This window comes from Streptomyces sp. NBC_00322, from assembly GCF_036147535.1.
In the GTDB taxonomy this organism is placed as follows: Bacteria; Actinomycetota; Actinomycetes; order Streptomycetales; family Streptomycetaceae; genus Streptomyces.
In genome coordinates this window covers 7,467,519-7,489,808 of record NZ_CP108019.1, presented here as the reverse complement: position 1 = coordinate 7,489,808, position 22,290 = coordinate 7,467,519, and the positions used below count along the sequence as shown (strand labels likewise).

Here is a 22,290-nt window from a genome sequence, read left to right as displayed (position 1 = left end):
CATGGCCTGCGCGGACATGCCAACGATGCCTCATGGCCGAAGACACGCAAGACCTCATGGACGCCCAGGACTTCCCCCGTCAGTACGCCCGGACCCGGCGTTTCTCGCTCGGTGTCCCGCGGCACTTCACCGTCTCGCCGGACGGCTCGCGCGTGCTGTTCGTGCGCAGCACGGGCGGCGAGGACCGCGTCAGCAGGCTGTGGTTGTACGAGGACGGACAGGAGCGCGTACTCGCCGACCCTCCCCCAGCCTTCGGCCGGGCGTACCCCCATCTCGCTGCGCTCACGCTCGGCGGCGAGGCGGACGTGCCGGAGGCGGAGAAGGTCCGGCGGGAGCGCGCCAGGGAGACCTCCTCGGGTGTGGTGTCGTACGCGACCGACAGCGCGGCCCTGATGGTGGCCTTCACGCTGGGCGGCGAGCTCTGGACCGTACGGACGGACGGCGGCGCCCCCCGCAGAATCGCCACGGCGGGCCCGGCGGTCGATCCGCGTCCCTCGCCGGACGGGGACCGGATCGCGTACGTCTCCGGGGGCGCGCTCCACGTCGTACGGGCCGACGGCAGCGACGACCGGCTGCTGGCCGCGCCCGAGAGCCCCGAGGTGACCTACGGGCTCTCCGACCATGTGTCGGCAGAGTCGATCCACCGGACGCGCGGCCACTGGTGGTCGCCGGAGGGGGACGCGCTTCTGGTCGCCCGGGTGGACACCTCACCGGTGCAGCGCTGGTACATCGCGGACCCCGCGAATCCGGCGAAACAGCCGGTATCGCTGCCGTATCCGGCGGCGGGAACGGCGAACGCCGAGGTGTCGATGCACATCATGCGCCTCGAAGGGGCGGGGAGGACGGCGGTCGAGATCCCTGAGGCGGCGGGCGAGGACCACTTCGCCTCGCAGTGGACCGATCCGACCTTCGAGTACGTCACGGCGGCGAGCTGGGACAGCCACGGCCCGCTGATCTCCGTGCAGACCCGCGACCAGCGCTCGGAGTACGTCCTGGCCGTGGACCCCGCGACCGGGGCGACGCGGACGCAGCATCGCGCCCACGATCGGGCATGGGTGGCTCTGATGCCGGGCACTCCGGTCCGCCTCCCGTCGGGCACTCCCGTGATCCCCTGGTGCTGCTCGGACACGCACGGGCTGCGTATCGGGGACGCCTTCACCCCGGACGGGCTTCAGGTCCGCGAAGTCGTCGGCACGGTCGGCGAGCGCGTCTTTTTCACCGCGAGCGAGGATCCGACCGAGATCCATGTCTGGTCCCACGACCCGGACGCGGGCTTCGTCCGCGTCAGCGAGGAACCCGGCGTCCACACCGCCCACGTCGGCGGCGACACCGTCGTCCTGGACAGCGGGACGGACGAGGGGCAGACGGTGACCGTGCTGCACGGCGGCAAGCCCGTCGGGCAGATCGCCGTGCTCGCCGAGAAGCCACGGGTCACGCCCCGGCCGGAGTTTCTCACGCTCGGAGAGCGTGAACTGCGCAGCCAGCTCTTCCTGCCGTCGTGGCACGAGCCGGGTTCGGGAAAGCTGCCCTTGCTCCTCAACCCGTACTCAGGAGCCGGCATCCAGCTGGTGGTGCACGAGCGCGGTTGGTGGTCGGCCGTGTCGCAGTGGTTCGCCGAGCAGGGTTTCGCCGTGCTCGTCACGGACGGCCGCGGCACCCCCGGCCGGGGCCGCGCCTGGGCGAAGGCCATTCACGGCGACCGGCTGACGCCCGTACTCGAGGACCAGATCGACGCGCTGCACGAGGCGGCCTCGCGCCATCCCGATCTGGACCTGGACGCGGTGGCGATACGCGGCTGGTCCTACGGCGGCTATCTGGCGGCGGGCGCGGTGCTGCACCATCCGGAGATCTTTCACGCCGCGGTCGCGGGCGCCGCCCCCACCGACCGCAGGCTCTACGACACACACTGGGAAGAGCGGTTCCTCGGCCACCCGGACGTGCAGCCCGAGAACTACGAACGCAGCTCGCTCGTCCCGTACGCGCACAAGCTGACCCGTCCGCTGCTGCTGGTGCACGGCGTCGCCGACGACAACGTCGTCTTCGCGCACATGCTGCGCTTCTCGTCGGCGCTGCTCGCGGCGGGGCGCCCGCATACGGTTCTGCCGCTCTCGGGGGCCACCCATCTGGTCACTCAGGAGGACCAGGTCAGCAACCTGATGCTGCTCGAGACGGCCTTTCTGAAGAAATCCTTGAATTCCCCGAGTATCTGAACGTGCCGCGCCGCCCACTCGTACACCATCAAGAACCGGCCGTTGTGCGGGGGCCGGACAGGGACCGTTGAGAGGGAGCCATCATGACCGGATCGCAGGGGTCTGCGCGGAACATGACACGCCGTACCGTCGTCGCCGCGGTGGGCGGGGCCGGTCTCGCCGTCGCGCTGACCGCGTGCGGCAGCTCGGACGACGGCAGTACGTCGGTGGCCGACAAGCCGGCGGGCGGGGCGGGCGCCGGGGGTGGCGGCAAGGAGCTCGCCAAGATCACGGACATTCCCGAGGGCGGGGGGAAGGTCATCGGCGATGTGGTTGTCACCCAGCCGAAGCCCGGAGAGTTCAAGGCGTTCTCGTCCAAGTGCACCCACGCGGGCTGCGCGGTGAAGGACATCTCGAACGGCACCATCAACTGCCCCTGTCACGGGAGCCAGTTCAGCGCGGCGGACGGCAGCGTCACCAAGGGGCCCGCCACCAAACCGCTGCCCGCGGCCTCGATCACCGTCGACGGCGGCTCGATCAAGCTCGCGTAGCGCGCCGGGGCCGTTTCCAGCAGGACAGGACATCGTCGGTCGTGGTGATCGTGGCGACGAGCGCGAGCGTGTTGCGGACCATCGCGGGGATGTAGTCGGCGGGCACCCCCGCGATGGCGTCCTGCGGAACCACCGCCGTATAGCCGAGGTTGACCGCGTCGAAGACTGCGTTGGGGATGGCGACATTCGCCGAGACACCGGTGACGACCAGCGTGCGGCAGCCGAGATTGCGCAGCAGTGCGTCGACGTCCGTGCCCGCGATGGGTGACAGGCCGTGCAGCCGCCGTACGACGAGATCCTCGTCCGCCACCTGTATCGGAGGTGCGATACGGACGGCCGCCGTACCGGAGTGCTGCTGTACGGGCAGCCGGGCGGCGGCGCGGAACAGCCGGGCGTTGTGGTTGGCGCCGCGCCCGTCGGGGCGCCTCTCGGCGACCGCGTGCAGCACCTGCACGCCCGTCTCATGAGCCCCGGCGACCAGCCGGGCGACCCGGTGGAGCGCGCCGGACGACCTGGCCTGCGCGGCGAGTTCGGGCAGCGCGCTGTCCATGCCGACGACACCTTGCTGGCACTCGACGGTGAGCAGCACGGTGGTGGCCGGGTCGAGCTGCTCCGCGAGCTGTTCGAAGGACGGCACAGCTTCCCCCTCATGCGGCTGGGACTGGGCGCGCGACAGTAACCGCCATTGCGCGACGACGGAAGAGCCTCCATGATTTCTGACACACAGTCAGTTACATGGGCGAACTACGAGGAGGGGGCCGCGCATGGCCGTCACACAGCGCCGGGGCCGTCGCATCATGATGACGCCCGGCGAGCTGGACGAGTTCCTGGCCGGGCAGCGCACCTGCCGGGTGGCCACCGTGTCCGCGGACGGCCGTCCGCATGTCAGCGCCCTGTGGTTCGCCTGGGACGGGGGCTCGCTGTGGCTGTACTCCATCACCCGCAGCCGCCGCTGGACCGAACTGCGGGCCGATCCACGGATCGCGGTCGTGATCGACGACGGCGAGGAGTACGGGGAGCTGCGCGGCGTCGAGCTTTCCGGCACGGCCGTCTTCGTCGGCGAGGCGCCGCGCACCGGTGAGCCGTGCCCCGAACTGGACGTACCGGAAAGCCTGTTCGCGCGGAAGAACTTCGGCCTCGACGAGATGCCGCACGACGGCAGGCACGCCTGGCTGCGGCTGACTCCCGATGCGATCGCGTCATGGGACTTCAGAAAGCTGTCGGGCCTCTGAGCCGTCGGAACTGCTGTCGGACCGCCGAGCGGTCAGTGCTGCTGCCGGCCCGACGAGCCGTCGGAGGTGCTGTCAGGCCGCCGAGCCGTCCGCACCCTCCCGGCCGGCCGCCTCGCGCAGCGCCGCGACCGCCGCCCTGATCGACGGTCGACGGTCGGCGTCCGTCCGCCACACCGCGTAGATATGCCTGAGCATCCGCTGCCGTACGGGTACCAGCCGCACCCCCTCGGGCACCCAGCCCCGTCCCAGCCTGGGCGTCACGCACACCCCGAGCCCCGCCTCGATGAGCGCCAGTTGTGTGTGGTGCTCCTCCGCCATGTGCGCGATCCGCGGCTCGAAGCCCTTAGAGCGCAGCGTGAACATCAGCCACTCGTAGCAGAATTCGCCTTCCGGCCAGGACACCCACTCGTCCTTCGCGAACTCCTCCAGATCCACCTCGGTCCGGTCCGCCAGCGGATGATCCGCGGGCATGGCGACATCGGGGATGTCGTCGAGCAGATGAGCCTGGGCGAGCCCGCCGGGCATGGGCAGTCGTTTGTTGCTCCAGTCGAGGACCACGGCGAGGTCGAGGTCGCCCCTGACCACCTCCCTGATCCCCTGCTCGGGCTCCACCTCGCGTGAGCGCACACGCAGTTCGGGGTGGGCCGAGCGCAGCGCGGTCAAGGCGGCGGGAAAGAGCCCGCGGGCGGCCGTCGGAAACGCCCCGATCCGCACCTCGCCGACGACCTGTCCGCGCTGTGCCTCGATGTCGGACTGGGCGAGCTCGACCTGGGACAGGATGCGCGCGGCGTGGTCGGCGAGCAGCTGACCGGCGTCGGTGAGCCGGACTCCGCGTCCGTTCTTCGCCAGCAGCTGCTGGCCCACCTCCCGCTCCAGCTTCGCCATCTGCTGGGAGACGGCGGAAGTCGTCACATGCAGCCCGTCGGCCGCTCCGCTGACCGAGCCGTGGCGGGCCAGCGCGTCCAGGGTTCGCAGGCGCTCCAGATTCAACATGTAAGCAATGCTAAGCGAAGGCCGCAAATAATTCTCGCTTGTCCTACGAGATCGGGAACGGGATCGTTGACGCCATGAGCACCGCTGCCCCCTCCAGAGCCTCTTCGGCACCCACCCACACCCCGACCGGCTCCGTACGCCGCCGCGGCCTCGACTGGCGCATCCGGTTCGCGGTGCTCTCCACCGTCTGGGGCTTCAGCTTTCTCCTCATCAAGGTCGGCACCGGCGCGTACGCCCCCTTTCAAGTGACCTTCGGGCGGCTCTTCTTCGGCACGGCGGTGCTTGCCGTCGCGATGACGGTCCGGCGGGACCGGCTGCCGCACGGGATCCGCACCTGGATGCACCTGGCCGTGGCCGCCTTCCTCCTCAACGCTCTGCCGTTCTCACTCTTCGCCTACTCCGAGCTGACGATCCCCTCGACGCTCGCCGGGATCTGCAACGCCACCTCGCCGCTGTGGGGCATGGCCCTGTCGATGGTCGCCCTCTCCGAGGACCGGCCCACCCGCCGCCGCGTCGCCGGGCTCGGTATCGGCTTCCTCGGCGTGCTGACGGTGCTCGGTGCCTGGCAGGGTTTCTCGTGTCTCGACTTCGGCGGCACGGCGATGGCGCTTCTCGCCTCGCTCAGCTATCCGATCGGCTGGATCTACGTCCGCCGCACACTCGCCGGCAGCAGCCACTCCAACCTCTCGCTGACCGGTGCGCAGCTGCTGCTCGCCACGGTTCAACTCGCCGTCGTCACACCGCTGTTCACCACGCTGCCGACCTCCTTCCCACTCGTCCCCCTGCTGGCGGTGGTCGCGCTCGGCGCCCTGGGAACGGGCTTCGCGCTACTCATGCAGTACGGCCTGGTCGCGGAGGTAGGCCCGACGACCGCGCAGATGGTCACGTACTTCATTCCGGTCATCGCGACGGCGGCGGGCGTCGCGGTGCTGGACGAGCAGCTCAGCTGGAACACCCCGGTCGGCGCGCTGATCGTCCTGGCGGGCGCGGCGCTGAGCCAGAGCAGGCCGAAGACACGCGCCGCGGCTCAGCCGTAGCTGCGCGCGGGGGCCGGGCCGACCGCCGCGGCGACCGCGTCGGCGACCTGCCCGATCTCGTCCATCGCCAGGCCCGAGACGGTGAGCCGCACGCCGGGCGGCGAGGACATCCGAAAGCGCGCTCCGGGCGCGACCGCCCAGCCCGCGCGCAGCAGCCGGGTCACGGCTCCGGTCTCGTCGGGCACGGGCACCCAGACATTCATGCCGCTGCGGCCGTGGGCCTCGATACCGCGCCCGGTGAGGGCCTGGACGAGCGCGTCGCGGCGCTGTCCGTAGGAGCGGGCGACCTCTCGGGGATCCACCGCACCGGACGTCCACAGCTGGACGACCGCGCGCTGCAGCAGCCTGCTGACCCAACCGGGCCCGAGCCCCTGCCGCCCCATCACACGGTCGACGGTGACGGCGTCGCCGGTGAGCACGGCTACGCGAAGATCCGGGCCGTACGCCTTGGCCGTGGAGCGTACGAGCGCCCAGCTGTCCGTCGGCCCCGCGAGGGGGTACAGCGGCAGATCGACGATGGCGTGCCCGTGGTCGTCCTCGATGAGCAGGGTGTGGGGGAACTGGGCGAGTACCGCGCGCAGTTCACGCGCGCGTGCCTTGCTCACGGCGGCGCCGGTGGGGTTCTGGGCGCGGTCGGTGACGATGAGCGCCCTGGCTCCGCCGGCGAGCGCCCCCCGCACCTCGCCGGGCAGCGGCCCGTCGTCGTCGAGTGCCACCGGCACGGGCTTCAGCCCCAGCGCCGACACCAGATCCAGCAGGCTTCCCCAGCCGGGGTCCTCGACGGCGACGGCGTCGCCGGGCTTGAGGTGGGCGGCGAGTACGCGCTCGATGGCGTCCAGCGACCCCGATGTGACGGCGACCGGCCCGTCAGGCACCCCGTCGGCGTCCATCCCGGCACGGGCGAGACGCCCGAACTCCGCGTCGACGGGCGCCTGTCCGTACAGACCGGGCTCCTGGGCATTGCGCCGGGCCGCGGCTGCGAGCGCCTCGTGCAGCGGGGGCAGCAACGCGGGGTCCGGGTTTCCCTCACCGAGGTCCCGCACGCCGGGGGGCGCTTCGACCCCGATGGTCCCGCGGGCCGTACTGGCCGGGCGGGGCCGCACCCGGCTGCCCTTGCGTCCGGCTGTCTCGATCACCCCGCGCTCGCGCAGGGTCCGGTACGCGGACGCGACGGTGTTCGGGTTGACGCCGAGCTCGGTCGCCAACTCCCGCATGGGCGGCAGCAGTCGACCCGGCTCCAGGTCACCCGTGCCGACCCCGCGCTCGACGCTGGCGGCAATCTCCGATGCGCGGCGGCCTACGATCCGATACTCTCCTAGCACAAACAAGATTATGCACTAGTGCAATGGAGAAGGCAATGCCGGACGCATACGAGCCGACCGACCGCACCGTCCCGACGCGCGCCAAGGAGCGCGCGGCGTACGACCGCGAGCAGGTCCACTCGATACTGGACGAGGCGTACGTCTGCCACCTCGGTTTCGTCCGCGACGGCGCGCCGGTCGTTCTGCCGACGTTGTACGCCCGCGTCGACGACCACCTCTACGTCCACGGCTCGACGGGCTCACGCCCCCTCCGCATGGCGGGCGAGCCGGAACCGGGCCTCGCCGTATGCCTGACGGTCACCCATGTCGACGGCCTGGTCCTGGCCCGCTCGGCCTTCCACCACTCGATCAACTACCGCTCGGTCGTCGTCCACGGCACGGCCCACCCGGTCACGGACCCCGACGAGAAGCGCACGGCCCTGGACGCCCTGGTGGACCACGTGGTCCCGGGCCGCTCGCTCGACTCGCGCCCCGCCAACCCGAAGGAACTGGCGGCCACGGCGGTCCTGCGCCTGGACCTCACGGAGGTCTCGGCCAAGCTCCGCACAGGCGGCCCGAACGACGACCCGGAGGACGCGACGCTCCCGTACTGGACGGGAGTGGTCCCCGTGACCACGCGGCGGGGAACCCCGATCCCGGCGGCGGACCTGGACGAGTCGATCGGCGTACCGGCCTACCTGACGCGGAGCTGACCTCACGGCCCGCGGGGCGGGGGCAGCGCCCCCACCCCGCACCCCCTACCGCCGCCCCACCCGCGTCTCTGCCACCGCCAGCCCAGCCACCGCCACCAGCAGCAGCAAGGTCCCGGTCACCGTCGCCCCCGTCAGCCGCTCGTCCAGCACCGTCACCGCGATGACCGCCGCGCTCACCGGCTCGAGCAGCATGATCACCGAGACCGTCGCGGCTCGCACCACCGCCGCCCCGGCGAAGTAGAGGGCGTACGCAAACGCCGTCGGCACTGCCGCAACATAGGCCAGCAGCCAGACCACACGCCCCAGTTCCTCGGTGTGCGGCAGCAGCCCCTCCCCCAGCGCCATGGGCAGCAGCCCGACCGCTCCGATCGCGAACGCCCAGGCCGTCGTCGACAGCGAGTCGCCACCGCCCCCGCCGCGTCCGAGCCACCGCGTGAGCAAGGTGATCGCCGCGTATCCGGCGGCTGAGAGCAGCGCGAGGGCCACACCCCCCGGCCGCACCGTCCCGCCCTCGCCGCCGAGCACGAGCACGAAGAGGCCTGCCAATGCCCCCGTGACCGCCAGGACACCGCCGCGCCCGAGCCGCTCGCCCATCGTCAGCCGCGCACCCACCGCGATCAGCACGGGACCCGCGCCCAGCGTGACCACCGTGCCGACAGCGAGCCCGGTCGCCTCCACGGCCGCGAAGTAGGCGCTCTGGAAGACGGTGAGGCCGATGCCCGTGGCCAGAATCCGCAGCAGCCGACGACGACGCGGTTCACCGGCCGCGGCACGGCGCGCGGCAGGCGTACGCCGCGTACGCAACGCCAGCACGCCCAGCAGCAGCACCAAGCCCCCGGCGCAGCGCCAGAACGACAGCGCGAGAGGACCGAGATCGCTCACCTGGAAGACCAGCGAGGCAGCCGCGCCCGCGGTCCCCCAGGCGACCCCGGCGAAGATCAGATAGAGGAGGCTCCGCCCGACGGGCACAGGAGTGGGCAGAGGCGTCGGGGCCGGCACATGTGCGGGCACGCCGACAGCGGGAGTTGAGGAAAATTTCGACACGTGACTTCTCCGTGTGAAGAACGGGATGGCTGGTCGCTCGGCTCCGTCACGCGGGCAGCGACGAACCGCTCGGGGACACCCCGAGCCCGGTCTTCGTCAACGGCTGGCCGCCCGCGCTAAGCGGCAGGCGGCGGAAGTACGGTCGAATGCATGACCGGCACCCTACGGTGCGGCGTGCGGAGCCGACAACTGTCCCCCGGGGACAGCGGACTCGGTGGGCCCACCCCCCGCGACCGGCCCCGACGGCGCCTTCGGAGCCTGTGACTGCGCGATGAACGCCCCGACCAGCACCACCGCACCGCCGAAGATCTGCGGCGCCGACAGATGCTCCCGCAGCAGCACCCACGCCAGCACGGTCGCGACAACCGCCTCCAGGCATGCCACGACGCCCGCCACCTGCGGCGAGAGCCTGCGCACCGAGACGACCCCGGTGACGTACGCGAGCACCGTGGCGATCAGGACGATCCAGCCGAGGAGCAGCCCCGCGGGCACCTGCGTGCCGCCCATGTCCGCGCTCCCGCCGAGGAGCGAGAAGTCCATCCCCCACGGCCGCGCCACCAGCGTCAGCACAGCCGCGCCGATGAGCAGTCCGTACGCGATGACGCCCATCGGGTCCGCCGCGTCGTCACCGTCCCCGCCGTGGTCGGACAGGACGAAGTAGCCGACCTGGCAGCACGCGGCGGTCAGCGCCAGCAGCAGCCCGACCACGTCGAAGCCGACCCCCGACCACACCTCGACGACGCATGCGAGACCGGCGACGGCGAGAACGACGCCGAGGGCGGCGGCCCTGGTGACCGGCCTGCGCTGGACAAAACGCACCCATCCCAGGACGAGCGCGGGCGCGAGATATTCGATGAGGAGCGCGACACCGACCGGGATCCGGGAGATCGCCGCGAAGTAGCAGGCCTGTACGCCCGCGACGGCGAGCAGCCCGAAGCCGACGAGCAGAACCGGCCTGCGCAGCACGAGGTCCCGGTGGCGCCAGGCCACCGGCAGCATGACGAGCGCGGATCCGGCCACGCGCAGCCACACCACATGCAGCGGGTCAAGACCCGCTTCGATCAGCGGCTTGGCCGCGACACCCGATCCACCGAACGCGAACGCCGAGCCCAGGGCGAGTCCCAGGCCGGCGTTTCTTCCCTCAGACGCCTGCATCGGCACATCATGACAGCGCACGACAGGACCGTCACCCCCGTGACACATGTCGAGACGCCGCGGCCCGGAGCGCGCGTCGGGCGGTCAGCCAGCCGCTGTCCGCCCGCTCAGAACCGCCGCGTCCGCCCCGGCCCGCCGCAGCACCTCCACGGCCCGGCACCCCGGATCCGCGGCGAGACTGGCGAGCAGATCGATGCCCGCGGCCCGCGCCTCACCCCGCAGTTGTGCCCGCTCCAGCGCGCCCTCCATCGCGGCGCCGGCCGCGGGCGACCACCCCGACAGTTCGCCGTCCGTCTCGCGTACGACGGCAAGGGTGCCCGAGTCCTCCACCGAGCCCTGCCAGCGCAGGCCGTACCCGATGCTGCGCTGTACGAGATAGCCGAGGACGCGCGCGGCCTGCGGCCCGCCGCCAAGTGCCGTCCGCACCTCGGGGTCCGACTCGATCAGCGAGTGCAGCAGATGCGCCGTGTCGATCTGACGGTCGCCGTCGCGCAGGGCCCTGCGGCGCGCACCGGCCACCACCGGAACCAGCTCCGCGGTGAGCCGGGAATCGATGCCCGTACGGATGACGGCGGGCTGCCGAGGCACCCGCGGGGTAGGGCTTTGCACATCTCCCACCCCATCAGCTCCCGAAGGCCCGGGCGTCCTCGCCGGGGCCCATTTGCACATCCCACGGAGGTTGGGCACGCACGACCGGTTTCTCCTCCTTACGGATGAGATCGAGACACTTCTCCCCCAGGGGTGCGCGCCGCCTTGCCCGATCCAGATCTGACTGTTCATCAGTATTGAATGTTCGGGCAGGTCCGGCTACGTTCCGCGACACCGTAACCCGACATGGAGGGGTGGTCGTATGGCCGAAGTCAGTGCCGAAGCCCGGATCGAGGCGCCGGCCGAGAAGGTCTGGGCCCAGCTGACCGACTTCACCAGCTACGGCCAGTGGAACGCCACCCACACCAGCTTCCCCAAGGGCGGGCCGCAGACGCTGGAGCTGGGCGCCACCTACGACGAGAACATGAAGCTCATGGGATTCCCGGCCGAAGTCGCCTGGACCGTGGACGAGTTCGAGGCCGGCCGGGTGCTGGGAATCAAGGGCAAGGGACCGATGGGCGTCAGCGTCGGCAACCGCTACACGCTCACGCCGGACGGGAACGCCACGCAGGTGCGCATCGACGGGGAGTTCACCGGCGCTGCCGTGTCGCTGATGGCAGGCAAGCTCAAGGACTCGGCGACCGCCGCACTCAACGAGTCGCTGCGCAAGCTGGGGGGACTGGTCACCTGACGCCCGCAGGACACAGGAGAGAACCACAGGGCACACGGGAAGAGCCCCGCGCTCGCGCACGGGGCCCTTCTCGCGCCGTGAGTCAGTGCTCGTCGGCAAGGATCAGATAGAGCTTCTTACGGGCTTCATTGATGACGGCGACGGCCTTCTGCCGCTGCTCGGTGCTGCCGGTCTTCCAGACCTGACCGAAGGCCTCCATCAGACCGAAACCGGCCTGACGGATCTCGTTGACCGTGTCCCAGTCGACCCCGCGCCCGGCCTCTTCCCACGGGGCCTCCGGCCCCGACTCGGCCTCGGTGCGCCCGGCGTCGGTGAGCGTGAACAGCTTCTTGCCGCCCGCGGTCTCGTTGGTGATCAGGCCTTCGTCCTCGAGCAACTGGAGCGTCGGGTAGACCGAGCCGGGGCTGGGCCGCCAGGCCCCTCCGCTGCGCTCGCCGATCTCCTGGATCATCTCGTAACCGTGCATCGGCCGGTCCTTGAGCAGCGCCAGGATCGAGGCACGCACATCTCCGCGCCGCGCCCTTCCCCGACCGCCGCCACGACCGCGTCCGCCCCCGAAAGGTCCACCGAACGGCGGCCCGAACGAGCCGAACGCCGCGCGCCGCCCCTCGAAGTCACCCCGACCCTGATGGCCGGGTCCGCAGTGCCCATGTCCCTGACCGTGTTCATGTCCCTGTCCATGTGAACGCATCGCTACGCTCCTTCCATCGTTGATCTGTCGCGATGCGTCAACGATATATCGGAATGTGTCGGCTGGCAACACCCAATCGGTCCAGCAACCTCGAATTGGCCTTGGCCTGCGGCTTCGTGGCACCTCTACGGTCGCGGGATGCGGATTCGAATCGTCGACGCCTTCACCGACCGTCCCTTCACCGGCAACCCCGCCGGAGTCCTCCTGCTGGACTCCGACCGGTTCCCCGAGGACTCCTGGCTTCGGCACGTGGCCAGGGAGGTGAACCACGCCGAGACCGCCTTCGCTCACCGGCTCCCAGCAGGCGGCGAGGCCGACTGGGCGCTGCGCTGGTTCACGCCGGCCACCGAGGTCGACATGTGCGGCCACGCCACGCTGGCGACGGCCCATGTGCTGCACACCACCGGCGCGGCCACGGGCAGGGTGCGCTTCGCGGCACGCTGCGGCATCCTGTCCGCCACCGCCGACCCGAGCGGCACGATCACGCTCGACTTCCCCACCGCGAGGCTCACGCAGCTCAAGATCCCGGACGGAGTCGCCGAGGCGCTCGGCGCCGACGTGCTCTCCGCGCACGACACGGGCCCGCACATCGGTGATCTGCTCGTCGAGCTGGCCGACGAGCAGGCCGTACGCTCACTGGCCCCGGACATCCGCGCCCTGGTCGACCACTCGGAGCGCGGCATCATCGCCACGGCGGCCGCCGCGGACCCGGAGAACGGCTATCACTTCGCCTCGCGCTGCTTCTTCCCGCGGGTCGGTATCGACGAGGACCCGGTGACCGGCAGCGCCCACACGGCACTCGCGCCGTTCTGGTCGGCCCGGCTGGGGCGCACCGAGCTGACCGGGCTGCAGGCCTCCGCGCGTACCGGCCTGGTCCGCACCTCCGTGCGCGGCGAGCGCACCCGGCTGACCGGCCACGCTGTCACCGTCATCGACGGCGAGCTGCTCTCCGCCCCCTGATCCGCGAGCGCACATACCGATGGGGCGTACGGATCTGCCGTACGCCCCATCCATGCACCCCGCTCACGGCGTGGGCAGCCACCCCACCTTGCCCGCCAGCAGCCCGTATCCGACGAAGGCCACGATGTCGAGCAGCGCATGCGCCGCCACCAGCGGCCCGACCCGCCCCCACCGCCGGTAGAGCAGCACGAACAGCACGCCCATCACCATGTTGCCGACGAACCCGCCGACGCCCTGGTAGAGGTGGTACGAGCCGCGCAGCACCGAGCTCGCCACCAGCGCGGCCATCGGGCTCCAGCCCAACTGCCCCAGCCTGCGGAGCAGATATCCGACGACGATCACTTCCTCCAGTACGGAATTCTGGATCGCCGAGAGAATCAGTACCGGGTACTTCCACCAGACGTCCGGCAGCGACTCGGGCACCACCGTGAGGTTGAACCCGAGGGCGCGCGTCGCCAGATAGAAGGCCAGCCCGGCGCCCCCGATCCCCGCCGCGACGAGTGCGCCGCGCCCGAGATCGCTCCATGGCCTGCTCCGGTCGAAGCCGATCGACCGCAGCCCGGCGCCCTCCCGGAACAGGAAATGCGCGACGAGCAGAACAGGCACCAGGGCCGTCGCGATGTCGAAGAGCTGCCAGGCGAGATCGAGCCACGGCCGTCCGGGGGCGAACGACCCGTTCAGCGTCGCCGCCTGCTGCTTCAGGCTGCCCGGTTTCGTCAGCGATCCGACAAAGCTGATCAGCGCCGACACCGCGCTCGCACCCAGTGAGAGCGCCAGCACGAGCAGTGTCTCGGACCGCAAGATCCTTCGCGACATGCCCTCTTGAGGAAGAGAATCAGCCACGCGTCCCGCCTCCGCCTGCACACCTGCCTCCAGTTGTGTAATCCCGCCTCATCCCCATCCTCGCCCCGCTAGGGTCTCGAATACAGGTGCGAAGATCGCGCGCGACAGGCCGGGGGACGAGCGTCATCGCGATGACGCGGTCCCCTTTTCCTTGCTCATCGTTCAAGGAGGGGCACCACCGCATGGGACGTCACAGCTTGCCCGACGGCGAGGCGAGGGACGGAGGCAGGTCCCGTCCACGCGTACGCAGGCGCACGATCGCGATCGCCACGATGCTCGTTCTCGCCGTGGCGGCGGGGACGGGCATCGCAGCACAGAGCGGTCTGCTGTCCTTCGCCACGTCGTGCGAGGACCCCGCGGTACGCCTGGACGTCGTCGCCTCGCCCGACATCGCGCCCGCCGTGCGCGAGGTCGCCGACCGCGCCCGGGAGAAGCGGATCAGATCCGACGGCCAGTGCATGGACGTACGCGTCACGGCGCGCGAGAACTACCAGGTCGCGCAGGAACTCGCCGCGGGCAGGGCCGAACCCGGCTACGAGGTGTGGCTGCCCGACTCCAGTGTCTGGGCCGAGCGCGCCAAGGCGCTCACGGAGAGAGTCCCGCTCACACCGGCCGGCAATGTCGCCGTCTCCCCCGTCGCCCTGGCCACGGTCCACTCGGCGGGCTCCGCCCTCGGCTGGCCCAGGAAGACGTACACCTGGGCGCAGCTGACGCAGGCCGCCACAGCGACGGACAGGGTGCGTCTCGGCTCCGCCGACCCGGACCGCAGCGCGACCGGGCTGCTGGCGCTCACCAGCGTCGCCCAGTCCGTGGGGAAGGCGGGCGGCCCGGATGCCGACACCGAGGTCGCCGCCACCGCCAAACTCCTGTCGCAGCGTGTCTCGGACGCGGACGCCAAGGTGGTGGGCACCCTGGCGCCCGGTAAATCCGGCAAGGGTGGCGGCGACCCCCTGAGCAACCAGGCCGTGTATCTCTCCGAGCAGGCCGCCTTCGCGTACAACTCAGCCACCCGCGACAGCGCACGCGACCTCGACCTCTTCTATCCCAAGGACGGCGCGCCCCAGCTCGACTATCCGTACAACCTGGTCGACGAGAGCCGGCTGAGCACCGACGAGGGCCGGGCCGCCACGCGCTTCATGGGGCTGCTGGGTGAGACGGAGGCCCGGCGGACCCTGACGGCGCACGGCTTCCGCGCTGCCGACGGCGAGGCCGAGGAATCGGTCGTAAGCACCGCCGGCGGCCGTGCGCCCCAGCCCTACGCCCCGTCGGCGGTCACGGCCCAGCCGCTGCCGACGGACGCCCTGCAGGAGACGCTGGGCACATGGACCATCACCGTGCAGAGCGCCCGTCTCACCACGGTTGTCGATGTCTCGGGATCCATGCAGCAGCCTGTGCCGGGCCGTGAACCGGAGAGCCGGCTCGATGTCACCAAGGCGTCCCTGCTGCAGGCACTACGCCAGTTCACACCGCAGGACGAGATCGGGCTGTGGGAGTTCGCGACCGGCCTCGACGGACCGAACGACTACCGCAAGCTCGTGCCGACGGCCCGGCTGGGTGCCCCCGTCAAGGGCGAGGGCACCCAGCGGGCCCGGCTCTCCAAGGCGTTCAAGGCGCTCGCTCCCGTCCCGGACGGCGCGACCGGTCTGTACGACACGACGCTCGCCGCCTACAAGGAAGCCCGGGCGACCTATGCGAAGGGCAAGTTCAACGCCCTCGTCCTGCTCACGGACGGCTCCAACCAGGACCGGTTCAGCATCTCCCGCAGCGAGCTGATCTCCCGGCTGAAAGAGCTCACCGACCCCGATCGTCCGGTGCCCCTGATCGCGATCGCGGTCGGCCCCGACGCCGATCAGGCGGAGGTCGACGAGATCGCCAAGGCGACGGGCGGCGCCGGATACCAGGTGAGCGATCCCGCGGAGATCCAGGGCGTGATCCTGAAGGCGATCATGGCGGTCGGGCAGACGGGGCGGACCGCGGCTCAGGAGTGAGTCCCGCCCAGGAGTCGGCTCGCCGGGGGAGGTGGACCGCCCAGGAGTGAGGCGCCCGCGCAGGATGGGGACCCGCTCAGGATGGGGACCCGCTCAGGAGCGGGATCCGGGGAAGCCGACCGGCCAGGTGTGCACCGGCTCGCCCAGGTGCATCAACTCGCAGTAGCGACGGGTGGTGGCCGCGAGTGCGGCCTCCCGTCCGAGACCGGCCTCCAGCGCGCGGTGATAGGTGTCTGCCTGCCAGGTGGCCCCGTTCACGCGCCTCTTGCACCGCTCCTCGATGACGCCGAGATAGAAGTCGCGGTCGGCGGGCTCGACGTTCCACGCGTCGAGTCCCGCTGCGGCGAGCGGCAGCAGTTCGTCCCGTACGAGCTTGACGGCCGGCACCGTGGTGATGCCGCCCGCCCGGCCCGGGCGCGGCCACCGGAGTTCCGCGTCGATGCCGTGGCGGCACGCGGTGTCGAAATTCTCGGCCGCGGCGGAGAAGGGCAGTTTGCTCCACACCGGCCTGGCCTCTTCGGCGAGCGCGCGCACCAGCCCGTAGTAGAAGGCGACATTGGCGATCACGTCGGTGACCGTGGGCCCGGCCGGGAGCACGCGGTTCTCGACCCGCAGATGGGGTACGCCGTCGACGACCGCGTACACCGGGCGGTTCCAGCGGTAGACGGTTCCGTTGTGCAGCACGAGCTCCTGGAGCCTGGGGACCCCGCCTTCTTCGAGCACCCGCAGCGGGTCCTCCTCCTCGTCGCAGATCGGCAGCAGGGCGGGAAAGTAGCGCAGGTTCTCCTCGAAGAGGTCGTACGCCGAGCTCACCCAGCGCTCGCCGAACCAGGTCCGCGGCCTGACCCCCTGCGCCTGCAGTTCGGGCGGTCGGGTGTCGGTGGCCTGCTGGAAAAGGGGCGGCCGCGACTCGCGCCACAGTTCCCTGCCGAACAGGAAGGGGGAGTTGGCGCCGACGGCGACCTGGACGGCGGCCACCGCCTGCGCGGCGTTCCACACATCCGCGAATCTCGCGGGCGTCACCTGGAGGTGCAGCTGCACGGACGTACAGGCGGCTTCGGGCGCTATGGACGCCGAGGTGCAGGTCAGCCGCTCCACGCCTTCGATGTCGAGCGCGAATTCCTCGCCGCGGGCCGCGACGATCTGGTCGTTGAGGAGCGTGTACCGGTCGACGTCCGAGAGGTTCGCGGAAACCAGGTCGTCCTGGGCGAGCGTCGGAAGAATTCCGATCATGACGATCCCCGAGCCAAGTTCTACGGCCTTTCGGTGGGCGTATCCGAGGCCGGTGCGCAACTCCTCTGCCAGCTGGTCGAGAACCCGCCCGCTCAGCCTGTGCGGAACAATATTTACTTCCAGGTTGAACATTCCGAGCTCGGTCTGGAAATCCTGGCTTGCGATACGCTCGAGCACTTCCGCATTCATCATCCGTGGCAGCCCGTCGGAACCCGCGAGATTGAGCTCGATCTCAAGACCCATGAGATTCTTGGGCCGGTCGAACCTCTTCTCGGCCAGCAGCCTCCCCAGTCCCGCGAGGCACTGCTGCAACTTCCTCCGGTACCTTTGCCGATCGGACAGGTGGAACCCGCCTGCCACGACCTTCTCCCCCATCGAAGCGTCCCTCCTCGAGTGGGCACCACGCAGCACCAGCCGATCACGTCACGGTCGATAATGCCCACACTGACTGATCCATAACGCCCCATGGACGGTCCGCTGCCAGTAGGGTGTGCGAAGTGGCCGAGCGGCACATTCCCTCGGCATGATGCAGTTCGCAGTTTCCGCTGCCCGATGCCTGGTGAAAAACACCGACAGGTTTCAGCCTACCGTGCCGACAGTAAAGCCCCAGGCCGTGAACCTGCTCGCTCAAGGAATCGGCAGATACTTCGCAACAAATAGACCTGATTCCGCCTTGCCGGAAATACGCAGGAGCGCTAGCAGAAACATGGCGAGAACACGTGTCGTATAAACTTCGCGAACGAGGCAGAGAGTTGGCGCCCGGTGGGGTTTCCGGCCCCCTCTGACCCCGCCACGCTGACAGTGCCGTCCGCACCTGCCCCTGCACAAACGTGTCTCCGAAGTGAGAGGCGACCCACCATGCCGCTGCATGTCCCCCCGGCCCCCGCGCCTGCCCTCCGCAGCGTCCTCGCGGCTCTCGGTTCCCCGACCGCCGTCCGCGAGGCCCGCACACCCGCTCTGAGGTCCGTCCAGGGATCTTTGAGCCCCGAACTGCCGCTTCCCGTCCATGTGCTGGATCAGATCGTCCCGAGCAGCAGTGCCCCCTACACCCGCCTCACGGGCTGGCGCTTCCTCATCCGCAGCGGCGAACGCGCTGTGGCCGCGGCGGAGACGATGCTCACCCCAGACGGCTGGACCTTCTCGCATTTCTTCGAAGGCCCCTATCTGAGCTCCACCGAACGGGCGCTGCGGCAGGCCGAGTCGATGAGGACCCACTTCCAGCCGCGGCTGCTCTCCATCCCCGAGCTCTACATGCTGACCCTCTGGCTGCACGGCGACACCGACGCCGACGCCGGGACCGGCACACCCCGCCCCACCGACGTACTGGTACCGCTGGCTCCGGCGCCTCCGGGCATCACCGCGCACCGGCCGCACCAGGTCTCCGATCTGCTCCCGGTCATGACCCTGCGCCTCACTCCGGCCCCGCTGCTCGGCTCCCCCGCATGACCGCCGCGGTCTGAGGAGCGCCCCCAGGCGGCCCCTGCTCACACCCACTTCGCGCCCCGTGACCGTCCGGTCGCGGGGCGCATTTCTGCCCCGGGTGGACTAGCCCATACCGGCCCCCCCGAACCACCCGAAAGGACAATGCAGTTGAGCTGAACCGTCCGCCCGGGTGACACGTCATTAACCAGTAAGAAGAGCTGCCGCGAAATCCCTGCGGATTGACGCCCGTGGGGCAACACTGGGATCGGACCGAGAGATACGGGGGGCGGCCATGAACTCCTCATCGAGCCGCAGGACAGTCACATTCGACACAACGCAGCGAAAGAACCCAGCCATGTGCCAGCACCAGCCAGCCTGCCCGACATCCGACTCAGCCGACCGGGAAGCCGCGCGTCTCGTGGCGCACCACCCGGAGCAGGGCTGGAGCCTGCTGTGCAACGGCATCCTGCTCTTCGAGGACACCGGCGAGCTGCTGCCGGACGGGCAGATCATCGCGCCGCACCGGCAGGTGATGACGGCCGCCTAGAGCCGTCCGTACGGCGACGAAAGTCGTCCGTTACGACGAGGGGCCGGCACGGAGACTGACCTCCGCACCGGCCCTGACGCATGCGCGCCGCCTGTCTGGCCCCGTCTGCCGGTCGCCGTCCGTCAGTTCTCGTACTCGTCCATCGGCGGGCAGGAGCAGACGAGGTTACGGTCGCCGAACGCACCGTCGATCCGGCGCACCGGCGGCCAGTACTTGTCCGCGGCGCTCACCCCGGCCGGGAAGACCGCCTCCTCACGGCTGTAGGCGTGCTCCCACTCTCCGCCGAGCGCGGCCGCGGTGTGCGGGGCGTTGCTGAGCGGGTTGTCCTGCGCGGGCCACTCGCCCGAGGCGACCTTCTCGATCTCGCCCCGGATCGCGATCATGGTGTCGCAGAAGCGGTCGATCTCGGTCAGGTCCTCACTCTCGGTGGGCTCGATCATCAGCGTGCCGGCCACCGGGAAGGACATCGTCGGCGCGTGGAAGCCGTAGTCGATCAGCCGCTTGGCGATGTCGTCGACACTGACACCGGTCGACTTCGACAGCGGCCGCAGGTCCACGATGCACTCGTGGGCGACGAGGCCCGCCGGGCCCGTGTAGAGCACCGGGTAGTGCGGCTCCAGGCGCTTGGCGATGTAGTTGGCCGCGAGCACGGCGACCTGCGTCGCGCGCTTGAGGCCCTCGCCGCCCATGAGCCGTACGTACGCCCAGGAGATGGGCAGGATGCCCGCCGAGCCCCAGGGAGCGGCCGAGATCGGACCCACACCCGTCTCGGGTCCCGCGGTCGGCTGGAGCGGATGGTTGGGGAGGTACGGTGCGAGGTGCGCGCGCACACCCACCGGACCCACGCCCGGACCGCCGCCGCCGTGCGGGATGCAGAAGGTCTTGTGCAGGTTGAGGTGCGAGACGTCGCCGCCGAACTTGCCCGGCTTGGCGAGACCCACCAGCGCGTTGAGGTTCGCGCCGTCGACGTACACCTGGCCGCCGGCCTCGTGGACCTGGGCGCAGATGTCGGCCACGTGCTCCTCGAACACGCCGTGCGTGGACGGGTAGGTGATCATCAGGACCGAGAGCTCGTCGCGGTACTGCTCGATCTTGGCGCGCAGGTCCTCGATGTGCACCTCGCCGTCGTCGGCGGTCTTCACCACGACGACCTTCATGCCCGCCATCACCGCGCTGGCGGCGTTGGTGCCGTGCGCGGAGGAGGGGATCAGGCAGATGGTGCGCTGCTCGTCGCCGTTGGCGCGGTGGTACGCGCGCACGGCCAGCAGGCCCGCGAGCTCGCCCTGCGAACCGGCGTTGGGCTGGATGGAGACCGCGTCGTACCCGGTGACCTCGGCGAGGCGCTCCTCCAGCTCATGGATGAGCGTGAGGTATCCGGCGACCTGCTCGACGGGGGCGAAGGGGTGGATCTGCCCGAACTCCGGCCAGGTGACCGGCTCCATCTCCGTGGTCGCGTTCAGCTTCATGGTGCAGGAGCCGAGCGGGATCATGCCGCGGTCCAGCGCGTAGTCCCGGTCCGCGAGCTTGCGCAGGTAGCGCAGCATCGCCGTCTCGGAACGGTGCTGGTGGAAGACCGGGTGCGTGAGGTAGTCGTCCGTCCGCAGCAGCGACTGCGGCAGAGCGTCCTCGGTCGCCGCGTCCAGCGCCTCGATGTCGCCCTCGATGCCGAAGGCGGCCCAGACCACGTTCAGCTCCGTGCGTCCCGTGGTCTCGTCGCAGGAGATGGAGACGGTGTCGGCGTCGACGAGGTGGAGGTTGACACCGCCCTCGCGTGCGGCGGCGAGCACGTCGGCGGCCTTGCCGGGCACCCGCGCGGTGAGCGTGTCGAAGTACGAGCCGTGCACGACCTCGACGCCACCGGCCCGCAGGCCCTCGGCGAGCAGCGTCGCGAAGCGGTGGGTGCGCTGCGCGATCGACCGCAGTCCCTGGGGGCCGTGGTAGACCGCGTACATCCCGGCCATGACGGCGAGCAGCACCTGGGCGGTGCAGATGTTGCTGGTGGCCTTCTCGCGGCGGATGTGCTGCTCACGGGTCTGCAGCGCGAGGCGATAGGCCTTGTTCCCGTCCGCGTCGACGGAGACGCCGACGAGCCGGCCGGGCAGGCTGCGCGCGAACTTCTCGCGGACGGCCATGTAGCCGGCGTGCGGTCCGCCGAAGCCCATCGGCACGCCGAACCGCTGCGTCGTGCCGACCGCGATGTCGGCGCCAAGCTCGCCGGGCGAGGTGAGCACGGTCAGCGCCAGCAGATCGGCGGCGACGGTGACGATCGCGCCGAGCTCGTGCGCCTGCTCGATGACGGGCTTGAGGTCACGGACGGCACCGGAGGCGCCCGGGTACTGGAGCAGTACGCCGAAGACGCCGCGCTCGGCGATCTCGGCAGGGATGCCCTCGCTCAGGTCGGCGGTGACGACCTCGACACCGGTCGGCTCTGCGCGGGTCTCGATCACCGCGAGGGTCTGCGGCAGGGCGTCGGCGTCGACCAGGAAGACGCCGTTCTTGACCTTGCCCACGCGGCGGGCGAGCGACATGGCCTCGGCCGCGGCGGTGGCCTCGTCGAGCAGCGACGCGCCCGACGTGGGCAGGCCGGTCAGATCGGCGACCATCGTCTGGAAGTTGAGCAGCGCCTCGAGGCGGCCCTGGGAGATCTCCGGCTGGTAGGGCGTGTACGCCGTGTACCAGGCAGGGTTCTCCATGACATTGCGCAGGATGACCGGCGGCGTGAAGGTGCCGTAGTAGCCGAGGCCGATCATCGGCGCCAGCACCTGATTGCGGTCGGCCAGCGTGCGCAGCTCGGCGAGGACATCGGCCTCGGTGCGCGCGCCCGGGAGATTCAGCGCCTCCGCGCTCTTGATCACATCGGGCACCGCGGCGGCGGTCAGCTCGTCCAGCGAGCCGTACCCCACCTGCGCCAGCATCTTGGCCTGGGCCTCGGCGTCGGGCCCGATGTGGCGCTGTTCGAAGGGGATGCCCTGCTCCAGCTGGGAGAGCGGAATGCGGTTGGCGGTCATTTAGGAGGCCTCCTGGTCTGACACGACCGGCGAGGGGCATCGCGGCGCGGATGCCCGGACGGCCTCCCCCTCTGTCATCTCAACCTGAGAGCTTCACCGGCGCG

The 22,290-nt window shown here is 70.5% G+C and carries 20 protein-coding genes; 10 read left to right on the top strand and 10 right to left on the bottom strand.

What is annotated here, in order from left to right; all coding sequences use genetic code 11:
• The first annotated feature begins 32 nt into the window (after positions 1 to 32).
• Positions 33 to 2,210 carry a S9 family peptidase gene (locus OG905_RS34215; protein WP_328680437.1) on the top strand — a complete coding sequence of 726 codons (2,178 nt, stop codon included), beginning with the start codon at positions 33 to 35 and terminating at the stop codon, positions 2,208 to 2,210.
• A gap of 83 nt (positions 2,211 to 2,293) precedes the next feature.
• Positions 2,294 to 2,740: a Rieske (2Fe-2S) protein gene (locus OG905_RS34210; RefSeq protein ID WP_328680435.1), complete on the top strand. Its 447-nt coding sequence runs from the start codon at positions 2,294 to 2,296 to the stop codon at positions 2,738 to 2,740.
• Here the strand turns inward: OG905_RS34210 and OG905_RS34205 are convergent.
• Positions 2,727 to 3,377, bottom strand: a complete 651-nt coding sequence (locus tag OG905_RS34205) for an isochorismatase family protein (protein ID WP_328680434.1) — start codon at positions 3,375 to 3,377, stop codon at positions 2,727 to 2,729. The genes OG905_RS34210 and OG905_RS34205 overlap by 14 nt on opposite strands.
• Before the next feature lie 127 nt (positions 3,378 to 3,504).
• Between OG905_RS34205 and OG905_RS34200 the strand changes: the two genes are divergently transcribed.
• On the top strand, positions 3,505 to 3,972 hold the full coding sequence (locus OG905_RS34200) for a pyridoxamine 5'-phosphate oxidase family protein (protein WP_328680432.1): 468 nt from the start codon (positions 3,505 to 3,507) through the stop codon (positions 3,970 to 3,972).
• Between the two features lie 72 nt (positions 3,973 to 4,044).
• Here the strand turns inward: OG905_RS34200 and OG905_RS34195 are convergent, their stop codons facing one another.
• On the bottom strand, positions 4,045 to 4,965 hold the full coding sequence (locus tag OG905_RS34195; RefSeq protein WP_328680429.1) for a LysR family transcriptional regulator: 921 nt from the start codon (positions 4,963 to 4,965) through the stop codon (positions 4,045 to 4,047).
• A gap of 74 nt (positions 4,966 to 5,039) precedes the next feature.
• Between OG905_RS34195 and OG905_RS34190 the strand changes: the two genes are divergently transcribed.
• Positions 5,040 to 6,002: a DMT family transporter gene (locus tag OG905_RS34190; protein ID WP_328680428.1), complete on the top strand. Its 963-nt coding sequence runs from the start codon at positions 5,040 to 5,042 to the stop codon at positions 6,000 to 6,002.
• Here OG905_RS34190 and OG905_RS34185 read toward each other — a convergent pair.
• Positions 5,993 to 7,324 carry an aminotransferase class I/II-fold pyridoxal phosphate-dependent enzyme gene (locus tag OG905_RS34185; RefSeq protein WP_328680427.1) on the bottom strand — a complete coding sequence of 444 codons (1,332 nt, stop codon included), beginning with the start codon at positions 7,322 to 7,324 and terminating at the stop codon, positions 5,993 to 5,995. The genes OG905_RS34190 and OG905_RS34185 overlap by 10 nt on opposite strands.
• 23 nt (positions 7,325 to 7,347) lie before the next feature.
• Between OG905_RS34185 and OG905_RS34180 the strand changes: the two genes are divergently transcribed.
• Positions 7,348 to 8,016 (top strand): pyridoxamine 5'-phosphate oxidase family protein, encoded by a 669-nt coding sequence (locus OG905_RS34180; RefSeq protein WP_443044025.1) that lies wholly within the window; start codon positions 7,348 to 7,350, stop codon positions 8,014 to 8,016.
• Positions 8,017 to 8,061: 45 nt separating this feature from the next.
• Here OG905_RS34180 and OG905_RS34175 read toward each other — a convergent pair whose 3' ends face one another.
• The 3 genes from OG905_RS34175 to OG905_RS34165 all read right to left on the bottom strand — a co-directional run bounded on the left by OG905_RS34175 (position 8,062) and on the right by OG905_RS34165 (position 10,824).
• Positions 8,062 to 9,027, bottom strand: a complete 966-nt coding sequence (locus tag OG905_RS34175) for a DMT family transporter (protein WP_328680424.1) — start codon at positions 9,025 to 9,027, stop codon at positions 8,062 to 8,064.
• A gap of 195 nt (positions 9,028 to 9,222) precedes the next feature.
• Positions 9,223 to 10,215, bottom strand: coding sequence for an EamA family transporter (locus tag OG905_RS34170; RefSeq protein ID WP_328680423.1), 993 nt, complete (start codon positions 10,213 to 10,215; stop codon positions 9,223 to 9,225).
• Between the two features lie 84 nt (positions 10,216 to 10,299).
• Positions 10,300 to 10,824, bottom strand: a complete 525-nt coding sequence (locus OG905_RS34165) for a Clp protease N-terminal domain-containing protein (RefSeq protein WP_328682753.1) — start codon at positions 10,822 to 10,824, stop codon at positions 10,300 to 10,302.
• A 241-nt stretch (positions 10,825 to 11,065) separates the two neighbouring features.
• Here OG905_RS34165 and OG905_RS34160 point away from each other — a divergent pair, with 241 nt between their 5' ends.
• Positions 11,066 to 11,494, top strand: coding sequence for a type II toxin-antitoxin system Rv0910 family toxin (locus tag OG905_RS34160; RefSeq protein WP_266488483.1), 429 nt, complete (start codon positions 11,066 to 11,068; stop codon positions 11,492 to 11,494).
• An 82-nt stretch (positions 11,495 to 11,576) separates the two neighbouring features.
• Here the strand turns inward: OG905_RS34160 and OG905_RS34155 are convergent, their stop codons facing one another.
• Entirely contained in the window at positions 11,577 to 12,185 is a 609-nt protein-coding gene (locus tag OG905_RS34155) for a PadR family transcriptional regulator (protein ID WP_328680420.1), read from the bottom strand.
• Positions 12,186 to 12,323: 138 nt separating this feature from the next.
• On the opposite strand from OG905_RS34155, the gene OG905_RS34150 reads away from it, so the two are divergent.
• Entirely contained in the window at positions 12,324 to 13,145 is an 822-nt protein-coding gene (locus OG905_RS34150; RefSeq protein ID WP_328680418.1) for a PhzF family phenazine biosynthesis protein, read from the top strand.
• A gap of 63 nt (positions 13,146 to 13,208) precedes the next feature.
• Here the strand turns inward: OG905_RS34150 and OG905_RS34145 are convergent, their stop codons facing one another.
• On the bottom strand, positions 13,209 to 14,009 hold the full coding sequence (locus OG905_RS34145; protein WP_266488490.1) for a CPBP family intramembrane glutamic endopeptidase: 801 nt from the start codon (positions 14,007 to 14,009) through the stop codon (positions 13,209 to 13,211).
• Positions 14,010 to 14,170: 161 nt separating this feature from the next.
• Between OG905_RS34145 and OG905_RS34140 the strand changes: the two genes are divergently transcribed.
• Positions 14,171 to 15,976, top strand: a complete 1,806-nt coding sequence (locus OG905_RS34140; protein WP_328680413.1) for a substrate-binding domain-containing protein — start codon at positions 14,171 to 14,173, stop codon at positions 15,974 to 15,976.
• 93 nt (positions 15,977 to 16,069) lie between these two features.
• Here the strand turns inward: OG905_RS34140 and OG905_RS34135 are convergent, their stop codons facing one another.
• Positions 16,070 to 17,584, bottom strand: coding sequence for a glutamate-cysteine ligase family protein (locus tag OG905_RS34135; RefSeq protein ID WP_328680410.1), 1,515 nt, complete (start codon positions 17,582 to 17,584; stop codon positions 16,070 to 16,072).
• 483 nt (positions 17,585 to 18,067) lie between these two features.
• Here OG905_RS34135 and OG905_RS34130 point away from each other — a divergent pair, with 483 nt between their 5' ends.
• Positions 18,068 to 18,655, top strand: a complete 588-nt coding sequence (locus OG905_RS34130) for a hypothetical protein (RefSeq protein ID WP_328680409.1) — start codon at positions 18,068 to 18,070, stop codon at positions 18,653 to 18,655.
• A 331-nt stretch (positions 18,656 to 18,986) separates the two neighbouring features.
• On the top strand, positions 18,987 to 19,178 hold the full coding sequence (locus OG905_RS34125; protein ID WP_323136137.1) for a DUF5999 family protein: 192 nt from the start codon (positions 18,987 to 18,989) through the stop codon (positions 19,176 to 19,178).
• A gap of 122 nt (positions 19,179 to 19,300) precedes the next feature.
• Here the strand turns inward: OG905_RS34125 and gcvP are convergent, their stop codons facing one another.
• A complete protein-coding gene (gcvP, locus tag OG905_RS34120) occupies positions 19,301 to 22,186 on the bottom strand; it encodes an aminomethyl-transferring glycine dehydrogenase (RefSeq protein WP_328680408.1) in 2,886 nt (961 codons plus the stop codon).
• Between the last annotated feature and the right edge of the window lie 104 nt (positions 22,187 to 22,290).